The 22978-nt window shown below is 72.3% G+C and carries 15 protein-coding genes; 8 read left to right on the top strand and 7 right to left on the bottom strand.

The genetic code is table 11. From position 1 onward, the window contains the following. Positions 1–875: maltotransferase domain-containing protein (locus ACWEEU_RS27260; protein ID WP_451735645.1), on the bottom strand; the 875-nt coding region annotated here is incomplete at its 3' end. 850 nt (positions 876–1725) lie between these two features. Between ACWEEU_RS27260 and ACWEEU_RS27255 the strand changes: the two genes are divergently transcribed. Beyond that, positions 1726–4344, top strand: a complete 2619-nt coding sequence (locus tag ACWEEU_RS27255; RefSeq protein ID WP_451735643.1) for a glycosyltransferase family 1 protein — start codon at positions 1726–1728, stop codon at positions 4342–4344. 16 nt (positions 4345–4360) lie between these two features. Here ACWEEU_RS27255 and ACWEEU_RS27250 read toward each other — a convergent pair whose 3' ends face one another. From ACWEEU_RS27250 to ACWEEU_RS27230, 5 genes are all read right to left on the bottom strand, one after another. After that, complete coding sequence (locus ACWEEU_RS27250) at positions 4361–4882, bottom strand: DUF1990 domain-containing protein (protein WP_451735640.1); 522 nt, start codon at positions 4880–4882, stop codon at positions 4361–4363. 70 nt (positions 4883–4952) lie between these two features. Beyond that, positions 4953–6611: a M4 family metallopeptidase gene (locus ACWEEU_RS27245; RefSeq protein WP_451735637.1), complete on the bottom strand. Its 1659-nt coding sequence runs from the start codon at positions 6609–6611 to the stop codon at positions 4953–4955. 258 nt (positions 6612–6869) lie between these two features. Continuing rightward, complete coding sequence (locus ACWEEU_RS27240; protein ID WP_451735635.1) at positions 6870–8900, bottom strand: M4 family metallopeptidase; 2031 nt, start codon at positions 8898–8900, stop codon at positions 6870–6872. A 273-nt stretch (positions 8901–9173) separates the two neighbouring features. Further along, complete coding sequence (locus ACWEEU_RS27235; protein ID WP_385746579.1) at positions 9174–11054, bottom strand: ABC transporter ATP-binding protein; 1881 nt, start codon at positions 11052–11054, stop codon at positions 9174–9176. Then, a complete protein-coding gene (locus tag ACWEEU_RS27230) occupies positions 11051–12931 on the bottom strand; it encodes an ABC transporter ATP-binding protein (protein ID WP_451735631.1) in 1881 nt (626 codons plus the stop codon). Before ACWEEU_RS27230 ends, ACWEEU_RS27235 begins: the two co-directional genes overlap by 4 nt. A 195-nt stretch (positions 12932–13126) precedes the next feature. On the opposite strand from ACWEEU_RS27230, the gene ACWEEU_RS27225 reads away from it, so the two are divergent. The 4 genes from ACWEEU_RS27225 to ACWEEU_RS27210 are packed head-to-tail and all read left to right on the top strand — an operon-like array spanning position 13127 to position 16760. Beyond that, positions 13127–14035 carry an ABC transporter ATP-binding protein gene (locus tag ACWEEU_RS27225; RefSeq protein WP_451735628.1) on the top strand — a complete coding sequence of 303 codons (909 nt, stop codon included), beginning with the start codon at positions 13127–13129 and terminating at the stop codon, positions 14033–14035. After that, positions 14032–14811: an ABC transporter permease gene (locus tag ACWEEU_RS27220; RefSeq protein WP_451735625.1), complete on the top strand. Its 780-nt coding sequence runs from the start codon at positions 14032–14034 to the stop codon at positions 14809–14811. The genes ACWEEU_RS27225 and ACWEEU_RS27220 overlap by 4 nt, the downstream gene beginning before the upstream one ends. Positions 14812–14854: 43 nt before the next feature. Next, the gene (locus ACWEEU_RS27215; protein WP_385746587.1) at positions 14855–16105 is read left to right on the top strand and encodes a sensor histidine kinase; all 1251 of its coding nucleotides are present in this window, start codon (positions 14855–14857) and stop codon (positions 16103–16105) included. Next, the gene (locus ACWEEU_RS27210; RefSeq protein ID WP_385746589.1) at positions 16095–16760 is read left to right on the top strand and encodes a response regulator; all 666 of its coding nucleotides are present in this window, start codon (positions 16095–16097) and stop codon (positions 16758–16760) included. The genes ACWEEU_RS27215 and ACWEEU_RS27210 overlap by 11 nt, the downstream gene beginning before the upstream one ends. Positions 16761–16772: 12 nt before the next feature. On the opposite strand, the gene glgX is transcribed toward ACWEEU_RS27210, so the two are convergent. After that, positions 16773–19019, bottom strand: a complete 2247-nt coding sequence (glgX, locus tag ACWEEU_RS27205; RefSeq protein WP_385746591.1) for a glycogen debranching protein GlgX — start codon at positions 19017–19019, stop codon at positions 16773–16775. 270 nt (positions 19020–19289) lie between these two features. On the opposite strand from glgX, the gene ACWEEU_RS27200 reads away from it, so the two are divergent. From ACWEEU_RS27200 to ACWEEU_RS27190, 3 genes are all read left to right on the top strand, one after another. Beyond that, positions 19290–20522, top strand: a complete 1233-nt coding sequence (locus ACWEEU_RS27200) for an Ig-like domain-containing protein (protein ID WP_451735621.1) — start codon at positions 19290–19292, stop codon at positions 20520–20522. Positions 20523–20691: 169 nt separating this feature from the next. After that, positions 20692–21927, top strand: a complete 1236-nt coding sequence (locus ACWEEU_RS27195; RefSeq protein WP_385746595.1) for a L,D-transpeptidase — start codon at positions 20692–20694, stop codon at positions 21925–21927. A gap of 78 nt (positions 21928–22005) precedes the next feature. After that, on the top strand, positions 22006–22773 hold the full coding sequence (locus tag ACWEEU_RS27190) for an enoyl-CoA hydratase/isomerase family protein (RefSeq protein WP_451735618.1): 768 nt from the start codon (positions 22006–22008) through the stop codon (positions 22771–22773). Positions 22774–22978 lie beyond the last annotated feature (205 nt).

Here is a 22978-nt window from a genome sequence, read left to right as displayed (position 1 = left end):
GCCCGGTTCACGAAGTGGTCGAAGTCCTCCAGCGTCCCCAGCTGGGGGTGGACGCTGTCGTGACCGCCCTCCGGCGAGCCGATCGCCCAGGGCACCCCGACGTCGTCCGGGGTCGCGGTGAGGGTGTTGTTGCGGCCCTTGCGGTGGGTGGTGCCGATGGGGTGGACCGGCGGGAGGTAGACCACGTCGAAGCCCATCTCCGCGATGGCCTCCAGCCGGCGTTCCGCGGTGCGGAAGGTGCCGTGGGGCTGAGCCTCCGTTCCCTCCGAGCGGGGGAAGAACTCGTACCAGGAGCCGTACAGCGCGCGCTCGCGTTCCACCAGCAGCGGCATCGGGTCGGACGCGGTCACCAACTCCCGCAGCGGGTAACGCTCCAGCACCTCCAGCACCTCGGGAGCGAGGGCCGCCGCCAGCCGCCAGGACGCCGGGCGGTTCTCCGCGCGCAGCGCGGCCGCCGCCTCCAGCACGGTCTTCCGCCGCTCCGCCGGCACCCCGGCGGCCGCCCGCTCGTGCAGCCGCGCCCCCTCGTCCAGCACCAGGGCGGTGTCGATACCGGCGGGCACCTTGATCCCCGCCGCGTGCCGCCAGGTGGCGATCGGGTCCGACCACGCCTCCACGGTGTAGGTCCAGTGCCCCGTCGCCTCCGCGCTCACGTCGGCGCCCCAGCGGTCCGTGCCGGGCGCCAACTCGCGCATCGGCGCCCAGGGTCCGGTCCGGCCGCCGGGCCCCCGCAGCACGACATTGGCGTTCACCGCGTCGTGCCCCTCCCGGAACACGGTGGCGCTGACCTGGAACGTCTCTCCCACCACGGCCTTGGCAGGCCGGCGTCCGCGCTGGACGACGGGGCGCACGTCGAGAACAGGGATACGGCCCACGACGGTGGGAGGTTCCTTGGAGTGGGGCGGTACGGGAGGGGCTTCGGCGGACGAGGCCGAGGGCCGCGCGGCGACGGATTCGGCGGGGGAGGAGGGGCGCACATGCTCGGTCCCCGCCGGTCCGGGCCGGGCCCGCGTGGCCTCCGGTCCCGGCCCTCCGCGCTCGCTTCGCGTCGCCTTCGCCGACGCGGCCTCCGGCCCCGGGCGGTCGGCCTTCGCTCGGGCCGTGCCGCTCGCCCCGGTGGGTTTCGGTGTCGCCTGCCCGGGCTCCGGGGCAGCGGGCGGGCTGTCCTGGGGCCTCGGCGGTTTTCTGGCGGTGGGCTTGGGAGTGGGACGGGGGGATGGCGTGTGGTGCTTGGCGGGCATGACCGCTCCTGTCCGCGTCAACGTGGCTATGGGCGGATGGACATGGGGAGGTGGGTCCTGCGGTGGTGCTGTGGTGCGCCTGTGAGGTCGTACCGGAGGAGCCTTCCCACCCGGTTCGGGTGGGCAATCCGGCACTTTGTTAACTACTCGCGCGTATGTCTACGTACAAGACCGGCCCCTTTCCCGGATTCCCGCCGGGACCGCGTTGACTCCCCAAGAGAAGGTCAGCAACCGCCCTCGTGGGAAACAGGGTTGACTCCTGCCCAGGCTGCCCCGGGAGACACGCCCACCCGGCGCCGCCGACCGCGTATTCGGCCGGAAGACGCCGGTGCCCCCGGGTAAAGGCATGTCACCGTTTGCGCCACGTTCCCACCGCTTCACCCGGATGCGTCCCCACCGACCCCCCGGTAACCACTACCGTCGAGGATGACGACGAGACGCACAGCGCTGTGCGTCTCACCTAGCGACGCGTCCGAGGTGGAATGTGAAGGCCATCCGTCGGTTCACCGTCCGTCCCGTTCTCCCCGAACCCCTGCGCCCGCTGAGCGATCTCGCGCGCAATCTGCGCTGGTCCTGGCATGTGGAAACGCGCGACCTGTTCCAGGCGGTGGACCCCGAGCACTGGAAGGCCGCCGGAGGCGACCCGGTGCGGCTGCTGGGCCGGGTGAGCCCCGTACGGCTCGCCGAGCTGGCCGAGGACCGGCGCTTCCTGCGCCGTCTCGCGGCGGTGGCCGGGGACCTCGGGGACTACGTCAGCGGCGACCGCTGGTATCAGCACCAGGGCGACGGGCTGCCCGCCGCCGTCGCCTACTTCTCGCCCGAGTTCGGCATCACCGCCGCGCTGCCCCAGTACTCCGGCGGCCTCGGCATCCTCGCCGGGGACCACCTCAAGGCGGCCAGCGACCTCGGCGTCCCGCTGATCGGCGTCGGGCTGCTCTACCGGCACGGCTACTTCCGCCAGACCCTCTCCCGCGACGGCTGGCAGCAGGAGCACTACCCGGTGCTCGACCCCAACGAGCTGCCCGTCACCCTCCTGAAGGAGGCCGACGGCACCCCCGCGGGCGTCCGGCTCGCGCTGCCCGGCGGCCGCGCCCTGCACGCCCGGATCTGGGTGGCCCAGGTCGGCCGCGTGCCGCTGCTGATGCTCGACTCCGACGTGGAGGAGAACGACCTCGGCGAACGCGGCGTCACCGACCGGCTCTACGGCGGCGGCAGCGAGCACCGGCTGCTCCAGGAGATGCTGCTCGGCATAGGAGGTGTGCGGGCGGTGCGGACGTACTGCCGCCTGACCGGCCACCCCGAGCCCGAGGTGTTCCACACCAACGAGGGGCACGCCGGATTCCTCGGTCTGGAGCGGATCGCGGAGCTGTGCGAGCGAGGACTCGACTTCGACGCGGCGCTGGAGACCGTGCGCTCCGGCACGGTGTTCACCACGCACACCCCCGTCCCGGCCGGGATCGACCGCTTCACCCAGGAACTGGTCGCGCGGTTCTTCGGCGCGGACGGCGAGCTGCCCGGCCTCGACGTGCGGCGGATCCTCGCGCTCGGCACCGAGACGTATCCGGGCGGCGAGCCGAACCTGTTCAACATGGCCGTGATGGGGCTGCGCCTGGCCCAGCGGGCCAACGGGGTGTCCCTGCTGCACGGGCAGGTGAGCCGGGGGATGTTCGCCGGTCTTTGGCCCGGGTTCGACACCGAGGAGGTGCCGATCACGTCGGTCACCAACGGGGTGCACGGACCGACCTGGGTGGCCCCCGAGGTGCTGCGGCTCGGCGTACGGCAGCTCGGCGCACAGCGGGCCGAGGACGCGCTGGCCATCGGCGCCTCGGAGCGCTGGGACGCGGTCGCCGACATCTCCGCGGAGGAGATCTGGGACCTGCGCCGCGTCCTGCGCGAGCAACTCGTCTTCGAGGTGCGCGACCGGCTGCGCGCCTCCTGGCGGCAGCGCGGGGCGGCCGGGGCCGAGCTGGGCTGGATCGACGGGGTGCTCGACCCCGACGTGCTCACCATCGGGTTCGCCCGCCGTGTGCCGTCGTACAAGCGGCTCACGCTGATGCTGCGGGACAAGGAGCGGCTGACCGAGCTGCTGCTGCACCCGGAGCGGCCGGTACAGATCGTCGTCGCGGGCAAGGCGCACCCGGCGGACGACGGGGGCAAGCGGCTGGTGCAGGAGCTGGTGCGGTTCGCGGACGATCCGCGGGTGCGGCACCGGATCGTGTTCCTGCCGGACTACGGCATGGGGATGGCGCAGAAGCTCTACCCGGGCTGCGACGTCTGGCTGAACAACCCGCTGCGCCCGCTGGAGGCGTGCGGCACCTCGGGGATGAAGGCGGCGCTCAACGGCTGTCTCAACCTGTCGGTGCTCGACGGCTGGTGGGACGAGTGGTTCCAGCCCGACTTCGGCTGGGCCATCCCGACGGCCGACGGCGCGGCCACCGACCCCGACCGGCGGGACGACATCGAGGCGGCGGCCCTCTACGAACTGCTCGAACAGCGGGTCACCCCGCGCTTCTACGAGCAGGGCCGGGGCGGGCTGCCCGACCGCTGGATCGAGATGGTCCGCCAGACCCTCACCCTGCTCGGCCCGAAGGTGCTGGCCGGGCGCATGGTCCGCGAGTACGTCGAGCGGCTCTACGCCCCCGCCGCCCAGGCCCACCGCGCGCTGGACCCCGACACCGCGCGGGACCTGGCCGCCTGGAAGGCCCGGGTGCGGGCCGCGTGGCCCGGGGTCAGCGTGGACCACGTGGAGACGACGGCGCCCGTGGCCACCGCCGAGCTGGGGACGAGCGTCGGACTGCGGGTCCGGGTCGGCCTCGGCGACCTCACCCCGGACGACGTGGAGGTCCAGGCGGTCTCGGGCCGTGTGGACTCCGGCGACCGCATCACGGACGCGAGCGCGGTCCCGCTGAAGCCGGTCGGCAACCCCGACCTGGAGGGCCGCTGGCTCTACGAGGGCCCGCTCTTCCTCGACCGCACCGGCCCCTTCGGCTACACGGTGCGCATCCTCCCCACCCACCGCCTCCTGGCCTCCGCGGCGGAGACGGGCCTGGTGACGGTCCCGCCGGAGGACGTGGTGGAGACGTCGGGGGTGGTGCTGCGGTAACGCGTCCGCGGGCGGCCTACGCCTCGTCCTCGTCGGCGCACAGGCGCTTGAGGGTCCTGCCGCAGCGGCGGGCGTAGGCGTGCTGGAAGGCCCGGGCGGCGGGGCCGGCCGCGTGGGCGTACCACTTGGCGGGGCGGCTGTAGGCGGCGACGGTGAGCCAGACGGTGCCGTCGCCGGTGCGGGTGACGACGAAGGCCTCCTCGCCGCACTCGGGGTGGCCGGGGAGGGTGCCGTAGGCCCAGCCGGCGCGGCGGGGCTCGTCGGTCGTCCAGACGACCCGGCAGGGGGCCTTGATCAGGCCCGCGAGGCCGACCGTCACGTCCACGCCGGGGGCGGCGCGGTCGGCGGTGGTGTCCATGCCGATGCCCATCTCGCGGTGCATCTCCCAGGTGAACAGCGCCTGGACGGCCCGGTGGAAGACGCCGGTGCCCTCGCCGATGCGGGTGCGGACGTAGAGGTGGTGGAACCCGGGCGGGCAGACGGTGAGGTCGTCGCGGGTCGCGCCGACGGGTTCGTACGTGTAGGGCGCCGAGGACATGGGTCACAAGAGTAGGGCGCCCACCGGAAGAGCTCCTTCCCGGGGGCGCCCTGACTCAAGTGGCTTTCGGTCAGCTGACGTTGACCGCCGACCAGGCCGCCGCCACCGCGTTGTACTCGGCGCTGCCGGAGCCGTAGAGGGCCGCCGCCGCGTTCAGCGTGCCGGTGCGGGCCGCCTTGTAGTTGGTCGTCGACGTGAAGTACGTCGTGAGCGCCTTGTACCAGATCTGCAGCGCCTTGGCGCGGCCGATGCCGGTGACGGTGGAGCCGTTGTACGTCGGGGAGTTGTAGGACACCCCGTTGATCGTCTTCGCGCCGCTGCCCTCGGACAGCAGGTAGAAGAAGTGGTTGGCGACGCCGGACGAGTAGTGCACGTCCTTGTTGCCGACCGTGGAGGACCAGTAGTCGGCGGAGCCGCCGTCCTTGCTGGGCTTGTCCATGTAGCGCAGCGGGGTGCCGTCGCCGTTGATGTTGATCTTCTCGCCGATGAGGTAGTCACCGGGGTCCGAGGCGTTGTTCGCGTAGAACTCCACGCCGGTGCCGAAGATGTCGGAGGTGGCCTCGTTCAGGCCGCCGGACTCGCCGCTGTAGTTGAGTCCGGCGGTGTTCGACGTGACGCCGTGGCTCATCTCGTGGCCCGCGACGTCCAGCGCGGTCAGCGGGTGGTTGTTGCCCGAGCCGTCGCCGTAGGTCATGCAGAAGCAGGAGTCGTCCCAGAACGCGTTGACGTACGAGCTGCCGTAGTGGACGCGGGAGTAGGCGCCGACGCCGTTGTTCTTGATGCCGGTGCGCCCGAACGTGTTCTTGTAGAAGTCCCAGGTCTCCTGCGCCCCGTAGGCCGCGTCGGCCGCCGCGGTCTCGTCGGTGGTGGAGCTGGAGGCGGTGCCGGTGCCCCACGTGTTCGTGGTGTTGGTGAACAGGGTGCCGGTGCCGGAGCCGCTGGTGTGCTTCAGGTTGTACGTCTTGTGGTTGCCGCGGGAGGCGTCGGTCAGCGAGTACGTCGAGCCCGACAGCGAGGTGGTGAGGCTGACGGTGCCGGAGTAGAGCGTCTTGCCGGTGCCGGTCGCGTTCTCGATGCCCTGGTACTCGTAGAGCTTCTTGCCGGTGGCCGCGTCGGTGATGACGTGCAGCTGGTTGGGGGTGCCGTCGTCCTGGAGACCGCCGACGACCGTCTCGTAGGCGAGCACGGGCTTGCCGGAGCCCGCCCAGATCACCTTGCGGGCGCCGTCCGCCGAGGACTTGGCGGAGCCGAGCGTCTCGGCGGCGCCGACGGCCTGCTTCTCCGCCTTGGCGGCGGTGATCCGCGGCTTGAGCGAGGCCACCTTGATGGTGCTCCTGGTGGCGCGGGTGACGCCCTCGGCCTTGCCGGACTTGGCGGTGTGGACGACGAGGTCGCCGCCGAGCACGGGCAGGCCCGCGTAGGTGCGCTCGTAGCGCGTGTGGACGGTGCCGTCCGCGTCCTTCACGACGTCTCTGACGACCAGCTTCTCCTTGGCGCCGAGACCTATCCGCTGCGCGGTCTCGGGGGCGTCGGTCTGCGCCTGCCGGATGAGTCCGGTGCGGGCGGCCTCCGAGAGGAGGGTGGGGGCGCCGGCCAGCGGCTTGGCGGCGGCCGCGGTGGGCTGCGCGCTGGCGCTGGTGGCCAGGCCGGTGGAGAGGAGGGCACCGGCGGCGACGGCGGTGGCGATGACGAGGGTGGTGCGCTTGCGACGCGCGTAGAGGGGGCTCACAGTAGCTCCTTCACGTGGGGGAGTCCGGGCGGCGTGGGGTCACCGTCCGGGGTGGTGCGTAGGGAAGTTGCTGTGCTGCTGCGGCGGGTGGGGGAAGCGTGGCACCACGGACGCGTACATGTCATGACCCCGCGGTGATGTTGGCCGAAAACAGGCGTCCGATAGTTGTTGCGGCTGTGTGAACGGGTGCCGTCCGGGGCGTGGAAACCCCGGACGGCACCGGGTTCACCGGGCCGTCGGTCGCGGCCCGGCGGCTGTTTACGGGAAGGTCACCTTCCAGCCGTTGATCCGGCCGGTGTCCTGTGCCGCCTTGTCCTGGACCTTCAACGTCCAGGTGCCGTCGGCCGGTTCGGCGGAGGCGTTCACCACATAGGTGTCGTCGACGTCGTCGGCGGAGTCGGAGGAGCTGAAGTCCTTCAGGCGGTACGACGTGCCCGAGGGTCCGAGCAGATCGATCACGAGGTCGCCGCGCCAGGTGTGGGTGATGTCCACCGTCACCCGGAGGTTGCTCGGCGCGTTTCCGCCACGGCCTGCCACCGTGATGGCCGAGGTGACCGCGGGTCCGTTGTCCGGGATCGCCACCTGCGTGGTGCTCTCGTACGAGGTGCCGGTCTCACCGCCGGGCCGGGTGCCGACCCCGACGCCCGCCCACGCGTCCTGCACCGCCGTGTACTCCGGGCTGTCCGTGCCGTACAGCTCCCCGGCGGCCGCCAGGGTGCCGGTGCGGGCGGCCTTGTAGTTGGTGGTGGAGGTCCACTTGGTGGTCAGCGCCCGGTACCAGATCTGGAGCGCCTTGTCCCGGCCGATGCCGGTGACCGGGAGGCCGTCGGCGGTGGGGGAGTCGTAGCCGACGCCGTCGACGACCTTGGCGCCGCTGCCCTCGCTCAGCAGATAGAAGAAGTGGTTCGCCGGGCCCGACGAGTAGTGCACGTCGAGGCCGCCGAGTCCGGAGTACCAACTGTCCTTCGACGCACCGTCCTTGCTCGGCTTGTCCATGTAACGCAGCGGCGTGCCGTCGCCGTTGATGTCGATCTTCTCGCCGATGAGGTAGTCGCCCGGGTCGGAGCTGTTGTTCGCGAAGAACTCCACACCCGTGCCGAAGATGTCGGAGGTCGCCTCGTTCAGCCCGCCCGACTCGCCGGAGTAGTTGAGCCCGGCGGTGTTCGACGTGACGCCGTGGCTCATCTCGTGACCGGCCACGTCGAGGGCGGTCAGCGGGTCGGCGTTGTTCGCACCGTCGCCGTAGGTCATGCAGAAGCAGGAGTCGCTCCAGAAGGCGTTGATGTACGCGTTCCCGTAGTGCACACGGGAGTAGGCGCCCACGCCGTCGTTCCTGATGCCGGTGCGGCCGAACGTGTCCTTGTAGAAGTCCCAGGTGACCGCCGCCCCGTAGTGCGCGTCCGCGCCCGCCGTCGCCGCGTCGGAGATCGTGCCGTTGCCCCAGGTGTCGGAGGACTGGGAGAACAGGGTGCCGGTGCCGGAGGAGCCCCGGTTGAGGTTGTACGTCTTGTGGCCGCCGCGCGCCCCGTCGGTGAGCGTGTACGCCGACCCCGACTGCGTGGTGGTGAGCGGGACCTGCCCGCTGTACTGGGTGTTGCCGACGCCGGTCTCTATCCCCTGGTACTCGTAGAGCTTCTTGCCGGTCGTGGCGTCGGTGACGACGTGCAGCTCGTTGGGCGTGCCGTCGTCCTGGAGACCGCCGACGACCGTCTCGTAGGCGAGCACGGGCCTGCCGGAGGCGGCCCAGACCACCTTGCGCACACGGTCCGCGGCGGACTTGGTGCCGCCGAGGGTCCTGGCCCGGCTCACGGCCTGCTTCTCGGCGGCGCCCCTGGTGACGGCCGGGGTGAGACCGGCGACCTTCAGCGTGGCGCCGGTGGCCCTGATGACGCGCTTGGTCGCGCCGGACTTCGCGGTGTCCACGATCAGGTCGCCGCCCAGCACGGGCAGTCCGGCGTAGGTGCGCTCGTAGCGCGTGTGCACGGTGCCGTCGCCGTCCTTGACGACGTCCCGGACGACGAGCTTCTCCTTGGCGCCGAGCCCGATGGAACGGGCCGTGGCGGCCGAGCCGGTGTCGGCGTGCCGGATCAGCTCGGTGCGCTGGGACGGGGTGAGCCGTACGGCCGTGTGCGCGGCGTCGGCCCTGCCGGGGTGCGGGGCGGCCGGCGCGGCGCTCGCCACACCCGACTGGACGGCGGCGGCCAGCAGGGCGGCGACACCCGCCACGGCGACGACGGCGGTGCGACGGGGGGTGGGGGCGGTGCGTCTGCGGGAGGAACTGCTGCTCAACACTGACTCCTTCTGCGTGGCCGCCGGTCGTGCGGCCAGGGGAGACCGGACGTTGGTCGAGCGCCCGGGCAGAACAGGGCTGTGCGCGGAACCTGTACGCGTGCGGGAACCGGCCCACACGGTGCGCCGTGAGAGCTGTGGGGCTGCTGTGAGCCGGTGCGACAAGGTTGTCAGGTAAGCGGGACGGCTGTCATGACCGCATCGAGAACTTGGCCGGAATGGGCTTGGCCGGGGGCGCGGGCCGGGCGCGGTCCGGCCTCCCGCGCCCGCCGTTCAGCGCTCCGCCAGGCTCTCCCGCCAGGCCCGGTGCAGGTCGGCGAAGCGGCCGGTGCCCTCGATCAGGGTCTTGGGTTCGCCGTCCTCGACGACGCGGCCGTGTTCCATCACGAGGACGCGGTCCGCGATCTCGACGGTGGAGAGGCGGTGGGCGATGACGACGGCGGTGCGGCCCTGGAGGACGGTGGCCATCGCCTGCTGGACGGCGCGCTCGCCGGGGATGTCCAGCGAGCTGGTCGCCTCGTCCAGGATGAGGACGGCCGGGTCGGCGAGCAGGGCGCGGGCGAAGGAGACCAGTTGGCGCTGCCCGGCCGAAATGCGCCCCCCGCGCTTGCGTACGTCGGTGTCGTAGCCCTCGGGCAGGCGGCTGATGAACTCGTGGGCGCCGATCGCCTTCGCGGCGCGCTCGATGTCGGCGCGCTCGGCGTCGGGGCGGCCAATGGCGATGTTGTCCGCGATGGTGCCGGAGAACAGGAAGGACTCCTGGGTCACCATCACGACCGCGCGCCGCAGTTCGGCGGTCGACAGCTCGCGCAGGTCCACCCCGTCGAGCAGCACGCGCCCGGCGGAAGGGTCGTAGAAGCGGGCGACCAGCTTGGCCAGCGTGGACTTGCCCGCGCCCGTCGAGCCCACCACGGCCACGGTCTGCCCGGCCGGGAGCGTCAGGTCGAAGCGGGGGAGCACCTCGCCACCGGTGCGGTAGGCGAAGCCGACCCCCTCGAAGTCGACCTCGCGGCCGGTGAACCCGTCCTGGACCGGCGGGAGTTCACGCGGTGACTCCGGCTCCGGCACCGAGGGCGTCTGGGCCAGCAGGCCGGCGATCTTCTCCAGCGAGGCGGCCGCCGCCTGATAGGAGTTGAGGAACATGCCGAGCCGGTCGATGGGGTCGTACAGCCGCCGCAGATACAGCACCGCCGCCGCGAGCACACCGAGCGCGAGCGAACCGCTCGCCACGCGGTAGGCACCCCACAGCACGATCGCCGCGACCGTGGTGTTGGCGACCAGCCGGGAGCCGACCACGTAACGCGCCATCTCCAGCAGGGTGTCGCCGTTGCGCAGCTCGTAGGTACGGTTCAGCGCACCGAAGGCGGAATCGTTCGCGGCCTCGCGGCGGAAGGCGCGCACCGGACGGATGCCGTTCATCGTCTCCACGAACTTGACGATCACCGAGGCCATCGCCGTCGAGCGCGCCCGGTACGCCCGCCCCGCGCGCCCCTGGTAGATCCGCACCAGCACGTACAGCGGAGCGAACGAGGCCACCGCGACCGCGCCGAGGCCGAGGTCCAGCCACAACAGCAGGGCCGCGATGTACACGAACGACAGCACCACGCTGACGAGTTCCTGCAGGCCCTCGCCGAGGAGTTCGCGCAGGGCCTCCACGTCCGCCGTGGCGCGGGAGATCAGCCGCCCCGAGGTGTACCGCTCGTGGAAGTCCACGCTCAGCGCCTGCGCGTGCCGGAAGATACGGCCGCGCAGATCCAGCAGCCCGTCCTGGTTGACCCGCGCGGACGCCTCGACGAACGCGAACTGGAAGCCCCCGGAGCCGAGCGCGCACAGCGCGTACCCCACCGCGACGGCGAGCAGCGGCCCGTGGTCGTGCCGTCCGAGCGCGGGCACGGCGGTGTCGATGGCGTACGCCACCAACAGCGGCCCGGTCTGCGCGGCCGCCTGCTGGAGCAGCAGCAGGAGCACGGCGAAGAGGACGCGGCCCTTCATGGGGGCGAGGAGCGAGCGCAGCAGGGCACCGGTGGCGCCGTCCGGGGCGGGCAGGACGTCACGGTCGAAGGGGTCGCCGTCCGGAGCGGGCGCGGGCGCGGCGGACTCGGCTTCCGGCAGGTCGTCGCCCGTGCCGGGCGCGGCGGACGCGGTCGTCGTCATCGGCGGTCCTCCGAGGCGTGGGGGGCGGGTTCGTGGGGGACGGGCTCGTGGGAGGAGGTGGGCTCGTGCGAGGTGGGCCCGCCCGACATCAGACGGGCGTACTCGGCGTTGGTGCGCAGCAGTTCGCGATGCGTGCCGACGGCGGTGATCCGGCCGCCGGACAGCAGCGCGACCCGGTCCGCGAGCAGCACGGTGGAGGGGCGGTGCGCCACGATCAGCGCGGTGGTGTCCGCGAGGACCTGTCGCAGCGCCGCCTCGACGGCCGCCTCCGTGTGCACGTCCAGCGCCGAGAGCGGGTCGTCCAGGACCAGGAACTCCGGGCGCCCGACGACCGCGCGGGCCAGCGCGAGCCGCTGCCGCTGGCCGCCGGAGAGGCTGAGCCCCTGCTCGCCGACCCGGGTGTCGGGGCCCTCGGGCAGCTCGTGCGCGAAGTCGGCGCGGGCGACCGCGAGCGCCCGGTCCAGGTCGGTACGGTTCGCGTCCTTCCCCGCGCCCATCAGCACGTTCTCGGCGACGCTCGCGGAGAACAGCGTCGGCTCCTCGAAGGCGACGGCTACCCGGGTGCGCAACTCCGCGCGGGACATCGCGGTGATGTCGACGCCGTCCAGGGTGATCCGGCCGCCGGTCACCTCGTACAGCCTCGGGACGAGCGCCGTGAGCGTCGTCTTGCCGCTGCCGGTGGCCCCGACCAGCGCCATCGACTCGCCGCGCCGGACGTGCAGATCGACGCCGTCCAGCAGCGGAGCGGAGCCGTCCGGGACGTCGGGGTGGCGGAAGGCGACCCCCTCGAACCGCAGCCCGCCCGCCTCCGCCGCCTCGCGCGGGGCGGGGCGTCCGCGCGCGCCGTCGGTGTCCCCCGCGTCCCCGATGTCGCCGGCGTCCTCCGGCGCCTCGTCCATCACCTCGAAGTACCGCTCCGAAGCCGTCGCCGCCTCCTGGCTCATCGCCAGCAGGAAGCCGATGGACTCCACCGGCCAGCGCAGCGCCAGCGCCGTGCTGAGGAACGCCACCAGCGTGCCCGCCGACAGGTCGCCGTCCGCCACCCGCAGCACGCCCAGGACCAGCGCCGCGCCGATCGCCAGCTCGGGCAGCACCATGATGACCGCCCAGATCGCCGCCAGCAGCCGCGCCTTGTGCAGCTCGGTGCCGCGCAGCCCGACCGCCAGCTCCCGGAACGCGCGCGCCTGGCTGTGATGACGCCCGAAGCCCTTGACGACCCGGATGCCGAGCACGCTCTCCTCGACCAGTGTCGTCAGATCGCCCACCTGGTCCTGGGCGCGCCGCGACGCCAGCGCGTACCGCCGCTCCACGACCGCGCAGGTGACCAGCACCGGCAGCGCGGGCCCGAGGACGACCAGACCCAGCGCCCAGTCCTGCACCAGCATGATCACCACACCGGCGGTGATCGTCACCGAGTTGACCACGAGGAACGTCAGCGGGAAGGCGAGGAACATCCGCAGCAGCATCAGGTCGGCGGTGCCCCGGGAGAGCAACTGGCCCGAGGGCCAGCGGTCGTGGAAGGACACCGGCAGCCGCTGGAGGCGCCGGTAGAGCGCGGCCCGCATGTCCGCCTCCACCCGCGACAGCGGCCGCGCCACCAGCCACCGCCGCAGCCCGAACAGCAGCGCCTCGGTGATCCCGAGCAGCAGCAGCCACAGCGCGCCGAGCCACACCCCCGCCGGGTCGCGACGGGCGACCGGGCCGTCCACCATCCACTTCAGCACGAGCGGGATCACCAGCCCGGTGCACGAGGCGACCACCGCCACGAAGACGGCACCGCCCAGCCTGGCCCGCACGGGCCGGACGAACGGCCACAGCCGCAGCAGGGTGCGCACGGTGGAGCGCTGGACCTCGGAGTTCTCGTGTGTAGTGGCCATCAACGCGAGCGTACGGACGGACACCGCCGCCGCCCACCGAGTTTCGGCCGGACCCGCGTCCGTCGCTGGTCCTACGACCAGGGGTTTCCCGCGCGAGCACGCGGAGGTCGTAGCCGAGGATCAACCGATCGGATGATGCCGCTTCGAGCGCGACGGCCGATGCGGCGGGCTTCCCGTACCCGCGAACCTCGGAGCATGGCATCCGTCATCGAAGTCACCGACCTGCGCAAGTCGTACGGCGGCCGCGCCGTGGTGGACGGCGTCTCCTTCACGGTCGAGGAGGGCGAGATCTTCGGCGTCCTCGGCCCCAACGGCGCCGGCAAGACCACCACCGTGGAGTGCGTGGAGGGGCTGCGCGTCCCCGACGCCGGCCGCGTCCGTGTCACCGGACTCGACCCCGTCGCCGACCACGCCGAGGTCTCCCGGGTCCTCGGCGCCCAGCTCCAGCAGAGCGAACTCCAGCCCAAGCTCACCGTGCGCGAGGCCCTGGAGCTGTACGCCTCCTTCTATCCGGCCCCGGCCGACTGGCGCACCCTGGCCGAACGCCTGGAACTCACCGCCACGTCGGACACCCGGTTCGCCAGGCTCTCCGGGGGGCAGCAGCAGCGGCTGTTCATCGCGCTCGCGCTGATCGGCAGCCCGCGTGTCGTCGTCCTGGACGAGCTGACCACCGGGCTCGACCCGCGTGCCCGCCGGGACACCTGGCAGCTCATCGAGGAGGTCCGCGCGAGCGGGGTAACCGTCCTGCTCGTCACCCACTTCATGGAGGAGGCCCAGCGCCTCTGCGACCGCGTCGCGGTGATCGACAAGGGCCGGGTGGCCGCCCTCGACACCCCGGCCGGGCTGATCCGGCGCTCGGCGGGCGCGACCGTCATCGGCTTCACCCCGTCCGCCCCGCTGGACGACAAGGACCTCGGCGCGCTTCCCGGTCTCGCCTCCGTCGCCCACAAGGACGGCCGGATCACGCTCTCCGGCACCGACGAGACGGTCGACGCCGTCCTCACCCTGCTCGCCCGTCACCGCGTCACCGCCCACCAGTTGCGCGTCGTCGACGCCACCCTCGACGACGCGTTCCTGGACCTCACCAAGGAGGCCGCCGTATGAACACCCCGGCCCCGAGCACCCCGGACCCCCACACCGCGCTTCTCAACACAGCGGTACTGCGGACCGAGTTCCGCCTCTTCCGCCGCGAACCCGGCGCCGTCTTCTGGATCCTGCTCTTCCCGACCCTGCTGCTGGTGATCCTCGGCTCCATCCCCAGCTTCCGCGAGAGCGACGACGGGCTCGGCGGGCAGCGGCTGATCGACGTCTACGTCCCCGTCGCCGTCCTCGTCTCCCTGATCATGGCCGGAGTCCAGTCGATGCCACAGACCCTCACCGGCTACCGCGAGCGCGGCATCCTGCGCCGGATGTCCGCCACCCCCGTACGCCCCGCCGCGCTGCTGACCGCCCAGATGACCGTGCAGGGCGTCGCCGCCCTGTGCTCGGCGCTGCTCGCGCTCGCCGTCGGCCGGACCGCCTTCGGCGTACGCCTGCCCGAGCAGCCCCTCGGCTATCTGGTCGCGCTCGCCCTCGCGGCCCTGGCAGCCCTCGCCCTCGGCTCGGTCGTCGCCGCGCTGTCGGGCACCACGAAGATCGCCGGGGCGGTCGGCACGATGGTGTTCTTCCCCATGATGTTCTGCGCCGGGCTCTGGCTGCCCGTGCAGTCCATGCCGCGCACCCTCGCGCACATCGTCGCTCTCACGCCCTTCGGGGCCGCCGCCCGCGCCATGGGCGAGGCCGCCACCGGTCACTGGCCGGGCTGGGAGCACCTCGGCGTGCTCGCGATCTGGACGGTCCTGCTCACCGCGGCGGCGGCCCGCTGGTTCCGCTGGGAGTGAGCCCGTGCCCGGCACCGGCACGGGAGTACCCGACACTGAGGGGATGACGCAGGCGGCGGAGCGCGACCGACGAGCCTTCTTCGACAGTTGGGGGCCCTACGCCCTGCTCGCCGCCGGGGCGCTGACAGCGGCCGGTTCTGCCCGGCTCGTCGGCATGAGCCGGGCCGGACTGTACGTCTCCGGTGTGCTGGTGGTGTTCGCCGTCGCCCTGCAACTGGCCTGGGGACGCGTCAGTCGCGGCCGGCCCGGACCGAGCCGGACCGGGGCGGCCTTCTACTTCGTGCGGTGGGCCAACGGGTTCGTCCTGACGTGGCTCAACCCGTTCTTCGCCTTCTACGCCGTCACCGGCTACTACAACGGCGCCCGGCGCCTGCCGCGCCGGCTGATGATGCCCGGCCTGTGCCTGACCGCCGTCACCATGGCGGGCAGCGAGATCGGCGGGATGCCCCCGCGCGGACCCTTGCTCTGGCTGGGCTTCGTGGTGGTGTTCGGGGTCAACATCGGCATGGTCGCCCTCTTCACCCGGTTCAACGAACAGGAGGAGGCCCGCGCCCGCGTACAGGCCGGGACCATCGCCGAACTGGAGCGCACCAACACCGCGTTGCAGCAGGCACTCGACGAGAACGCGGCCCTTCACGCCCAACTCCTCCTCCAAGCACGGGAAGCGGGAGTGGCCGACGAACGCCGCAGACTCGCCGCCGAGATCCACGACACCATCGCCCAGGGTCTGACCGGCATCATCGCCCAGCTCCAAGTCGTCGCCAACGCACGCGACCTGGCCACCGCCCGCACCCATCTGGAACGCGCCTCCGCACTCGCCCGGCACAGCCTCGGCGAAGCCCGCCGCTCGGTGCACAACCTCGCCCCCGTGGCCCTCGCCGCCGACGGACTTCCCGAGGCGCTGAAGAAGACGGTCGCCGAATGGGGCGAACGCACCGGTGTCCGCGCCGAGTTCACCCTCACCGGCACCGCCGAGCAGCTCCACGAGGAGGTCGCGGCGACCCTGCTGCGCATCGCCCAGGAGGCCCTGTCGAACGCGGCCCGGCACGCTCGCGCCCACCGCCTCGGCGCCACCCTCTCCTTCATGGGCGACGAGGTCGTCCTCGACATCCGCGACGACGGCACCGGCTTCGACCCGGACGCCCTGCCGCCCCGCACCCGCACCGGGGGCTTCGGCCTGGACGGTATGCGCGCCCGTGCCGAGCGCATCGCGGGCACCCTCACCGTCGAGTCCGAGCCGGGCCACGGCACGGCCGTATCGGCTCGCGTACCGTTGGTGCGCGATGACCGCTGACACCCCGATCACCCTGCTCGTCGTGGACGACCACCCCGTCGTACGGGACGGGCTGAGCGCCATGTTCGCCGCCGCGCCCGGCTTCACCGTGCTCGGCGAGGCGGCCGACGGCGTGGAGGCGGTCGAGCGGGTGGCCGCGCTGGACCCGGACGTGGTGCTGATGGACCTGCGGATGCCCGGCGGCTCCGGCGTCGAGGCCATCCGCGAGCTGACCCGGCGCGGCGCCCGCGCCAAGGTGCTCGTCCTCACCACCTACGACACCGACTCCGACACCCTCCCGGCCATCGAGGCGGGCGCCACCGGCTACCTCCTCAAGGACGCCCCGCGCGACGAGCTGTTCACCGGAGTCCGCGCCGCCGCCGAGGGCCGCACCGTGCTCTCCCCGGCCGTCGCCTCCCGCCTGGTCTCGGCGGTCCGCGCGCCCGCCGCCCCCGGCAGGGAGCCGCTGTCCGCGCGCGAACGCGAGGTCCTCGCCCTGGTCGCCCGGGGCACCTCCAACCGCGAGATCGCCCGTGAGCTGTTCATCAGCGAGGCGACCGTGAAGACCCACCTCACGCACCTCTACACCAAGCTGGGCGTCAAGGACCGCGCCGCGGCGGTGGCGGCGGCGTACGAGCGGGGCATCCTCGGGCAGCCGCCCCCACAACAGGCTTGAGAAGAGCCGAGTTCAGAGCGCCCGCAGCAACAGCACCGACCGCGCCGGAAGCGTGATCTCCGTCCCCGCCGGATGGATCGCGTCCGGCGCACCGGTCTGCTCCTCCAGCGAGGTGTCGACCACCACCTCGTACGACCGCGCCCACGGCGCCCCCGGCAGCGTGAAGCCCACCGGCTCCCCGCCCGCGTGCAGCACGGCGAGGAAGCTGTCGTCCAGGACCGGCGCGCCCCGCTCGTCGCGCCCCGGAATGTCCCGGCCGGACAGATACATGCCGAGCGTGGCCGCCGGGGCGTACCAGTCGCCCTCCGTCATCTCCCTGCCCCGCGCGGTGAACCACGCCAGGTCCCGCAGCCCGTCCGCAGAGTGAGCGCGGCCCGAGAAGAAGGCGCTGCGGCGCAGCACCGGGTGCCGGTGGCGCAGGGCGATCAGCCGCGTGGTCAGGTCGAACAGCGGGCGCCACTCGGGGTCCTCCAGCAGTGACCAGTCCACCCAACTGGTCTCGTTGTCCTGGCAGTAGGCGTTGTTGTTGCCGCCCTGCGTGCGCCCGAACTCGTCCCCGGCGACCAGCATCGGCACCCCCGTGGACAGCAGCAGCGTGGTCAGCAGGTTCCGCAACTGCCGCCTGCGCAGGGCCCGTACGCCCTCGTCCGCCGTCTCGCCCTCGGCTCCGCAGTTCCAGGAGCGGTTGTCGTGGGTGCCGTCGCGGTTGTCCTCGCCGTTGGCCTCGTTGTGCTTGTGCTCGTACGACACCAGGTCGCGCAGGGTGAAGCCGTCGTGCGCGGTGATGAAGTCGACCGAGGCGTACGGGCGCCGCCCGCCCCAGGCGTACAGGTCGCTGGAGCCGGAGAGCCGGTAGCCCATCTCCCGCACGTCCGGCAGCGCGTGGCGCCAGAAGTCGCGCACGGTGTCGCGGTAGCGGTCGTTCCACTCGGTCCACAGCGGAGGGAAGGCGCCCACCTGGTAGCCGCCCGAGCCGATGTCCCACGGCTCCGCGATCAGTTTGACCCGGCGCAGCACCGGGTCCTGCGCGATGACCGCGAGGAACGGCGAGAGCATGTCCACGTCGTGCATCGAGCGGGCAAGGGCGGCGGCGAGGTCGAAGCGGAAGCCGTCCACGCCCATCTCGGTGACCCAGTAGCGCAGCGAGTCGGTGATCAGCCGCAGCACCTGGGGGCGGACCACGTGCAGGGTGTTGCCGCAGCCGGTGTAGTCCGCGTAGCGGCGCGCGTCCTGCTGGAGGCGGTAGTAACCCCGGTTGTCGATGCCCTTCAAGGACAGCGTGGGGCCCAGCTCACCCGCCTCCGCCGTGTGGTTGTAGACCACGTCGAGGATCACCTCGATCCCGGCCGCGTGCAGCGCGCGCACCATCCGCTTGAACTCGCCGACCTGCTGCCCGGCCGTACCGGAGGCGGAGTAGGCGGCGTGCGGGGCGAAGTAGCCGATGGAGTTGTAGCCCCAGTAGTTGGTCAGGCCCCGGCGGAGCAGATGGTCCTCGTGCGCGAACTGGTGGACGGGTAGCAATTCGACGGCCGTCACGCCCAGTCGGGTCAGGTGCTCGATCGCGGCGGGGTGGGCGAGCCCGGCGTAGGTGCCGCGCAGCTCCTCGGGGACGCCCGGGTGCAGTTTGGTGAAGCCCTTGACGTGCAGCTCGTAGATGACCGAGTCCGCCCAGGGTGTCTTCGGGCGGCGGTCGTCGGACCAGTCGTCGTCGTCGTGCACGACCACGCCCTTGGGCACGAAGGGCGCCGAGTCCCGGTCGTCGCGCACGGTGTCCGCGACCCGCTGGTCCGGCCAGTCCCGGACGTGCCCGTACACCTCCGGCGGCAGCGTGAACTCCCCGTCCACGGCGCGCGCGTACGGGTCGAGCAGCAGCTTCGCCGGGTTCCAGCGGGCGCCGGTCCAGGCGTCCCAGCGGCCCTCCACCCGGTAGCCGTAGCGGGTGCCCGGCAGCACGCCCGGCACGAAGCCGTGCCAGATCTCGTGCGTCAGCTCGGTCAGCCGTACCTGCGTCTCGCGGCCCCGCTCGTCGAACAGGCACAGCCGGACCGCCTCGGCCCCGCCCGCCCACAGCGCGAAGTTGGTGCCCGCCACCCCGTCCGGGCCGGTGCGGAACCGGGCCCCCAGCGGGGTCGACGACCCCGGCCACACCGCCGGGCCCGGCACCGCCGCGCGGTGGCCCTCGCGCACCACGGCGGGCACCGGGCCGCCCTGTGCGGGCGGCTGTCCGGCCCGCGCCCGCCGCTCGGCTGCGCTCGTCACCAGTCGGCCCCTCTTTCACGGCTCGGTCCCGGGGCGCGCACGGCCGTACCGGGCGGCCTGCCGCGTCCCGGGGCGTCCGACCCCAGGACGCGCCCGGTCCCGCCCGGTGCGACTGCGCCCGACGGCTCCACAGCGGGCTGCGGACGCCCCGCCGGAGCCGGTCGCACCGACCCCGGCGGGGCACCCTTCCTGTCGTCCTCCCCACTGTTCTGCCCAGCCCTGGCGTCGCACTCACGTGCCCCCGGGACGGGCTTGGTCGTTATGTCCGGTGTGAGGCATCTACAAGGACGCGCGCGGCGCGCGCTGGCCGCACTGGCCACTGCACTGACCTGGGCGGGACTGGTGGCCGGGGCCGCCGGCTGCACCGCCGACGGCTCCGGACCGCTGGGCATCGGCGGACCGCCGGACGCATCCCCGGCCCCCGAGGACGTCATCCGCGTCACCCCGCGCGACGGCGGCACGGGCGTGCGCCCGGCCGAGCGACTGCGCGTGCGGGTGCCCGAAGGGAAGCTGGAGAAGGTCACCGCCACCCGCTCCCAGGACGCCCAGGACACCCCCGTCACCGGGAGGATCAGTGCGGACGGCCGCAGCTGGGAGCCCGACGACAAGCAGCTCGCGCTCGCCGCCCGCTACACCCTGGACGTGGTGGCGGTCGACGACGAGGGCCGCCGCTCGGCCCGGCACACCACCTTCACCACCTACGTCCCCGACGAGCGGTTCATCGCCTACGTCACCCCCGAGAACCGCTCCACCGTCGGCACCGGCATGATCGTCTCCCTCGCCTTCAGCCGGGACATCGCCGACCGGGACGCGGTCCAGCGCGCGGTGCGCGTCACCGCCAAGCCCGCCGTCGAGATCCGCCCGCACTGGTTCGGCAAGAACCGGCTCGACTTCCGCCCCGAGAAGTACTGGAAGCCCGGCACCAAGGTCACCGTCGACCTCGATCTGCGCGACGTCCAGGGCGCCCCCGGCGTCTACGGCCTCCAGCACAGGACCGTCGCCTTCACCGTCGGCCGCAGCCAGGTCTCCAAGGTGGACGCCTCCGCGCACACCATGCAGGTCCGCCGCGACGGTGCCCTTCTCGCCACCGTGCCGATCACCGCGGGCGCACCCAAGACCCCCACCTACAACGGCAAGATGGTCGTGATGGACATGCTGGAGGTGACCCGCATGAACGGCAGCACCGTCGGCTTCGGCGGCGAGTACGACATCCCCGACGTCCCGCACGCCATGCGGCTCACCGACTCCGGCACCTTCCTGCACGGCAACTACTGGTCGCCCGACGCCCCCGGCGAGACCAACGTCAGCCACGGCTGCGTGGGCCTCAGGGACGTCAAGGGCGGCGGCGCGGACACCCCGGCGGGCTGGTTCTTCGACCGCAGCCTCGTCGGCGACGTCGTCGAGATCGTCCACAGCAAGGACAAAACCGTCGCCCCGGACAACGGGCTCGGAGGGTGGAACATGGCATGGAACCAGTGGAAGGCGGGCAGCGTGCTCAAGTGACCGTGTGAGCTGCGGGGTTCCGGTGTGCGGGGGCTGGTTGAAGTTGCGACGGAACGGTGACACGGGGCGGGCGTTCAGGCCGGAACCCGGCGGCTAACATCCCTGGTGTGCGCGGGACGCGCCGGGGTGTGCGGGCCTGTTTGAGCCAGGCCACGGAGGGGAGACCGACTTGAACGTGCGGCCGATATCGGGGGCTTCGGCGGGGAGCCGGCGCAAAGGTCGTGGTGGACTCGCGCTGATGGCGGGCGCGCTGGTGCTGTCGCTCGCCGCGTGCGGCGGCGGAGGCGACACCGGGAGCGGGTCCAAGGACGGAAAGGGCGGCTCGGCCGCCCAGCAGGAGAAGCAGTCGGTCGCGGCTGTCAGCATCTCGCCCAAGTCCGGGGCGAAGAGCGTGAACACCAGCGGGGCGCTGAAGGTCCGGGTCGCCAAGGGGCGGCTGACCAAGGTCGTCGTCAAGGACGCCAAGGGCGCCGAGGTCGACGGGAAGATGACGGACGGCGGAGCCACCTGGACCCCGTCGGCCCATCTGTCCGCGAGCACCAAGTACACGGTGCACGCGGTCGCCGAGGACTCCCGGGGCCGTGAGGCCGCCGAGGACTCCTCCTTCACGACGCTCACGCCGAAGAACACCTTCGTCGGCTACTTCACCCCCGAGGACGGCTCCACGGTCGGCGTCGGGATGCCGTTCTCGGTCCGCTTCACCCGGGGCATCACCGACCCGGCGGCCGTCGAGAAGGCCATACGCATCAAGACCGAGCCGGCCGTCGACGTCCAGGGCCACTGGTTCGGCAACGACCGCATCGACTTCCGACCCGAGAAGTACTGGAAGTCCGGCACCAAGGTCACCGTCGACCTCGACCTGGACGGCGTCGAGGGCCGAGACGGGGTCTACGGCAAGCAGCACAAGACGGTGAAGTTCACGATAGGCCGCAACCAGGTCTCGTACGTGGACGCGGGCAAGCACACCATGAAGGTCACCCAGGACGGCAAGACCGTACGGACCATCCCGGTGACGACCGGCAAGCCCGGGTACGACACCTGGAACGGCCAGATGGTCATGACCGAGAAGCTCAGCGTGACCCGCATGAACGGCGAGACCGTGGGCTACGGCGGCGAGTACGACATCAAGGACGTGCCGCACGCCATCCGGCTCACCGACTCCGGCACCTTCATCCACGGCAACTACTGGGGCGGCGGCGCGTTCGGCAACTACAACGCCAGCCACGGCTGCGTCGGCCTGCGCGACGTCAAGGGCGGCTACGACAAGGGCGTCCCGGCGGCCTGGTTCTTCAACCACTCCATGGTCGGTGACGTGGTCGTCGTCAAGCACTCCCACGACCGCACGGTCTCCCCGGACAACGGCCTCAACGGCTGGAACATGAGCTGGGCGGACTGGAAGAAGTAGGACCGCGCGACGACGGGCCCGGCGCTGTGACACACGGCACCGGGCCCGCTGTCGTTAGCGGGCGTTAACCTGCTGCGCATGACCGTGAATCTCGAAGTCTCCGAGGGCGTCGGCACGCTGCGGCTCGACCGGCCGCCGATGAACGCGCTGGACACCGCCACCCAGGACCGGCTGAAGGAACTCGCCGAGGAGGCCACGCGCCGCGACGACGTGCGTGCCGTGGTGATCTACGGCGGGGAGCGGGTGTTCGCCGCCGGGGCGGACATCAAGGAGATGCAGGCGATGGACCATCTGGGCATGGTCCGGCGGGCCCGCGCGCTCCAGGACGCCTTCACCGCCGTCGCCCGCATCCCCAAGCCCGTCGTCGCGGCCGTCACCGGGTACGCGCTCGGCGGCGGCTGCGAACTGGCTCTGTGCGCCGACTACCGCATCGCCGCCGACGACGCCAAGCTCGGCCAGCCCGAGATCCTGCTCGGCCTCATCCCGGGCGCGGGCGGCACCCAGCGGCTGCCCCGGCTGATCGGGCCGTCCAAGGCGAAGGACCTCATCTTCACCGGCCGCATGGTCAAGGCGGACGAGGCCCTCGCCCTCGGCCTGGTGGACCGGGTCGTCCCGGCCGCCGAGGTGTACGAGCAGGCCCGTGCGTGGGCCGCCCGGCTCGCCCAGGGCCCGGCCGTCGCGCTGCGCGCGGCCAAGGAGTCGATCGACACCGGCCTGGAGACCGACCTCGACACCGGGCTCGCGATGGAACGCAACTGGTTCGCCGGGCTGTTCGCCACCGAGGACCGCGAGCGGGGGATGCGCAGCTTCGTGGAAGAGGGACCGGGCAAGGCCAAGTTCCTCTGAGTGTCGGGTGAACGCGTCGGAACGGTCTCCAGCAGTGCCGGAATTCCGGACCAAGTGCCCGGACGACCCTTGCAATTGACGCGTCGTCTGATTCGGACCCCTCGGTGTACCGGTTTATGGGAGCCTTAACCCCACCTTAAGCCTGCCTCGCCGAGGGGAGTCCTTCGCTTGCCAGGAACCGAGCCGTCCCCGCAGGTCGGAGAGG

The sequence above is a fragment of the Streptomyces sp. NPDC005004 genome, assembly GCF_053600675.1.
This window is presented reverse-complemented; position numbering and strand designations above follow the sequence as displayed.

What these genes read in the sequence shown, in the direction of transcription:
- ACWEEU_RS27250 (WP_451735640.1), bottom strand. Translation starts at nt 4,882, where the DNA reads ATGTCCTCGGCGCCCTACACGTACGAACCCGTCGGCGCGACCCGCGAC.
- ACWEEU_RS27235 (WP_385746579.1), bottom strand. Translation starts at nt 11,054, where the DNA reads ATGACGACGACCGCGTCCGCCGCGCCCGGCACGGGCGACGACCTGCCG.
- ACWEEU_RS27230 (WP_451735631.1), bottom strand. Translation starts at nt 12,931, where the DNA reads ATGGCCACTACACACGAGAACTCCGAGGTCCAGCGCTCCACCGTGCGC.
- ACWEEU_RS27225 (WP_451735628.1), top strand. Translation starts at nt 13,127, where the DNA reads ATGGCATCCGTCATCGAAGTCACCGACCTGCGCAAGTCGTACGGCGGC.
- ACWEEU_RS27220 (WP_451735625.1), top strand. Translation starts at nt 14,032, where the DNA reads ATGAACACCCCGGCCCCGAGCACCCCGGACCCCCACACCGCGCTTCTC.
- ACWEEU_RS27215 (WP_385746587.1), top strand. Translation starts at nt 14,855, where the DNA reads ATGACGCAGGCGGCGGAGCGCGACCGACGAGCCTTCTTCGACAGTTGG.
- ACWEEU_RS27210 (WP_385746589.1), top strand. Translation starts at nt 16,095, where the DNA reads ATGACCGCTGACACCCCGATCACCCTGCTCGTCGTGGACGACCACCCC.
- ACWEEU_RS27190 (WP_451735618.1), top strand. Translation starts at nt 22,006, where the DNA reads ATGACCGTGAATCTCGAAGTCTCCGAGGGCGTCGGCACGCTGCGGCTC.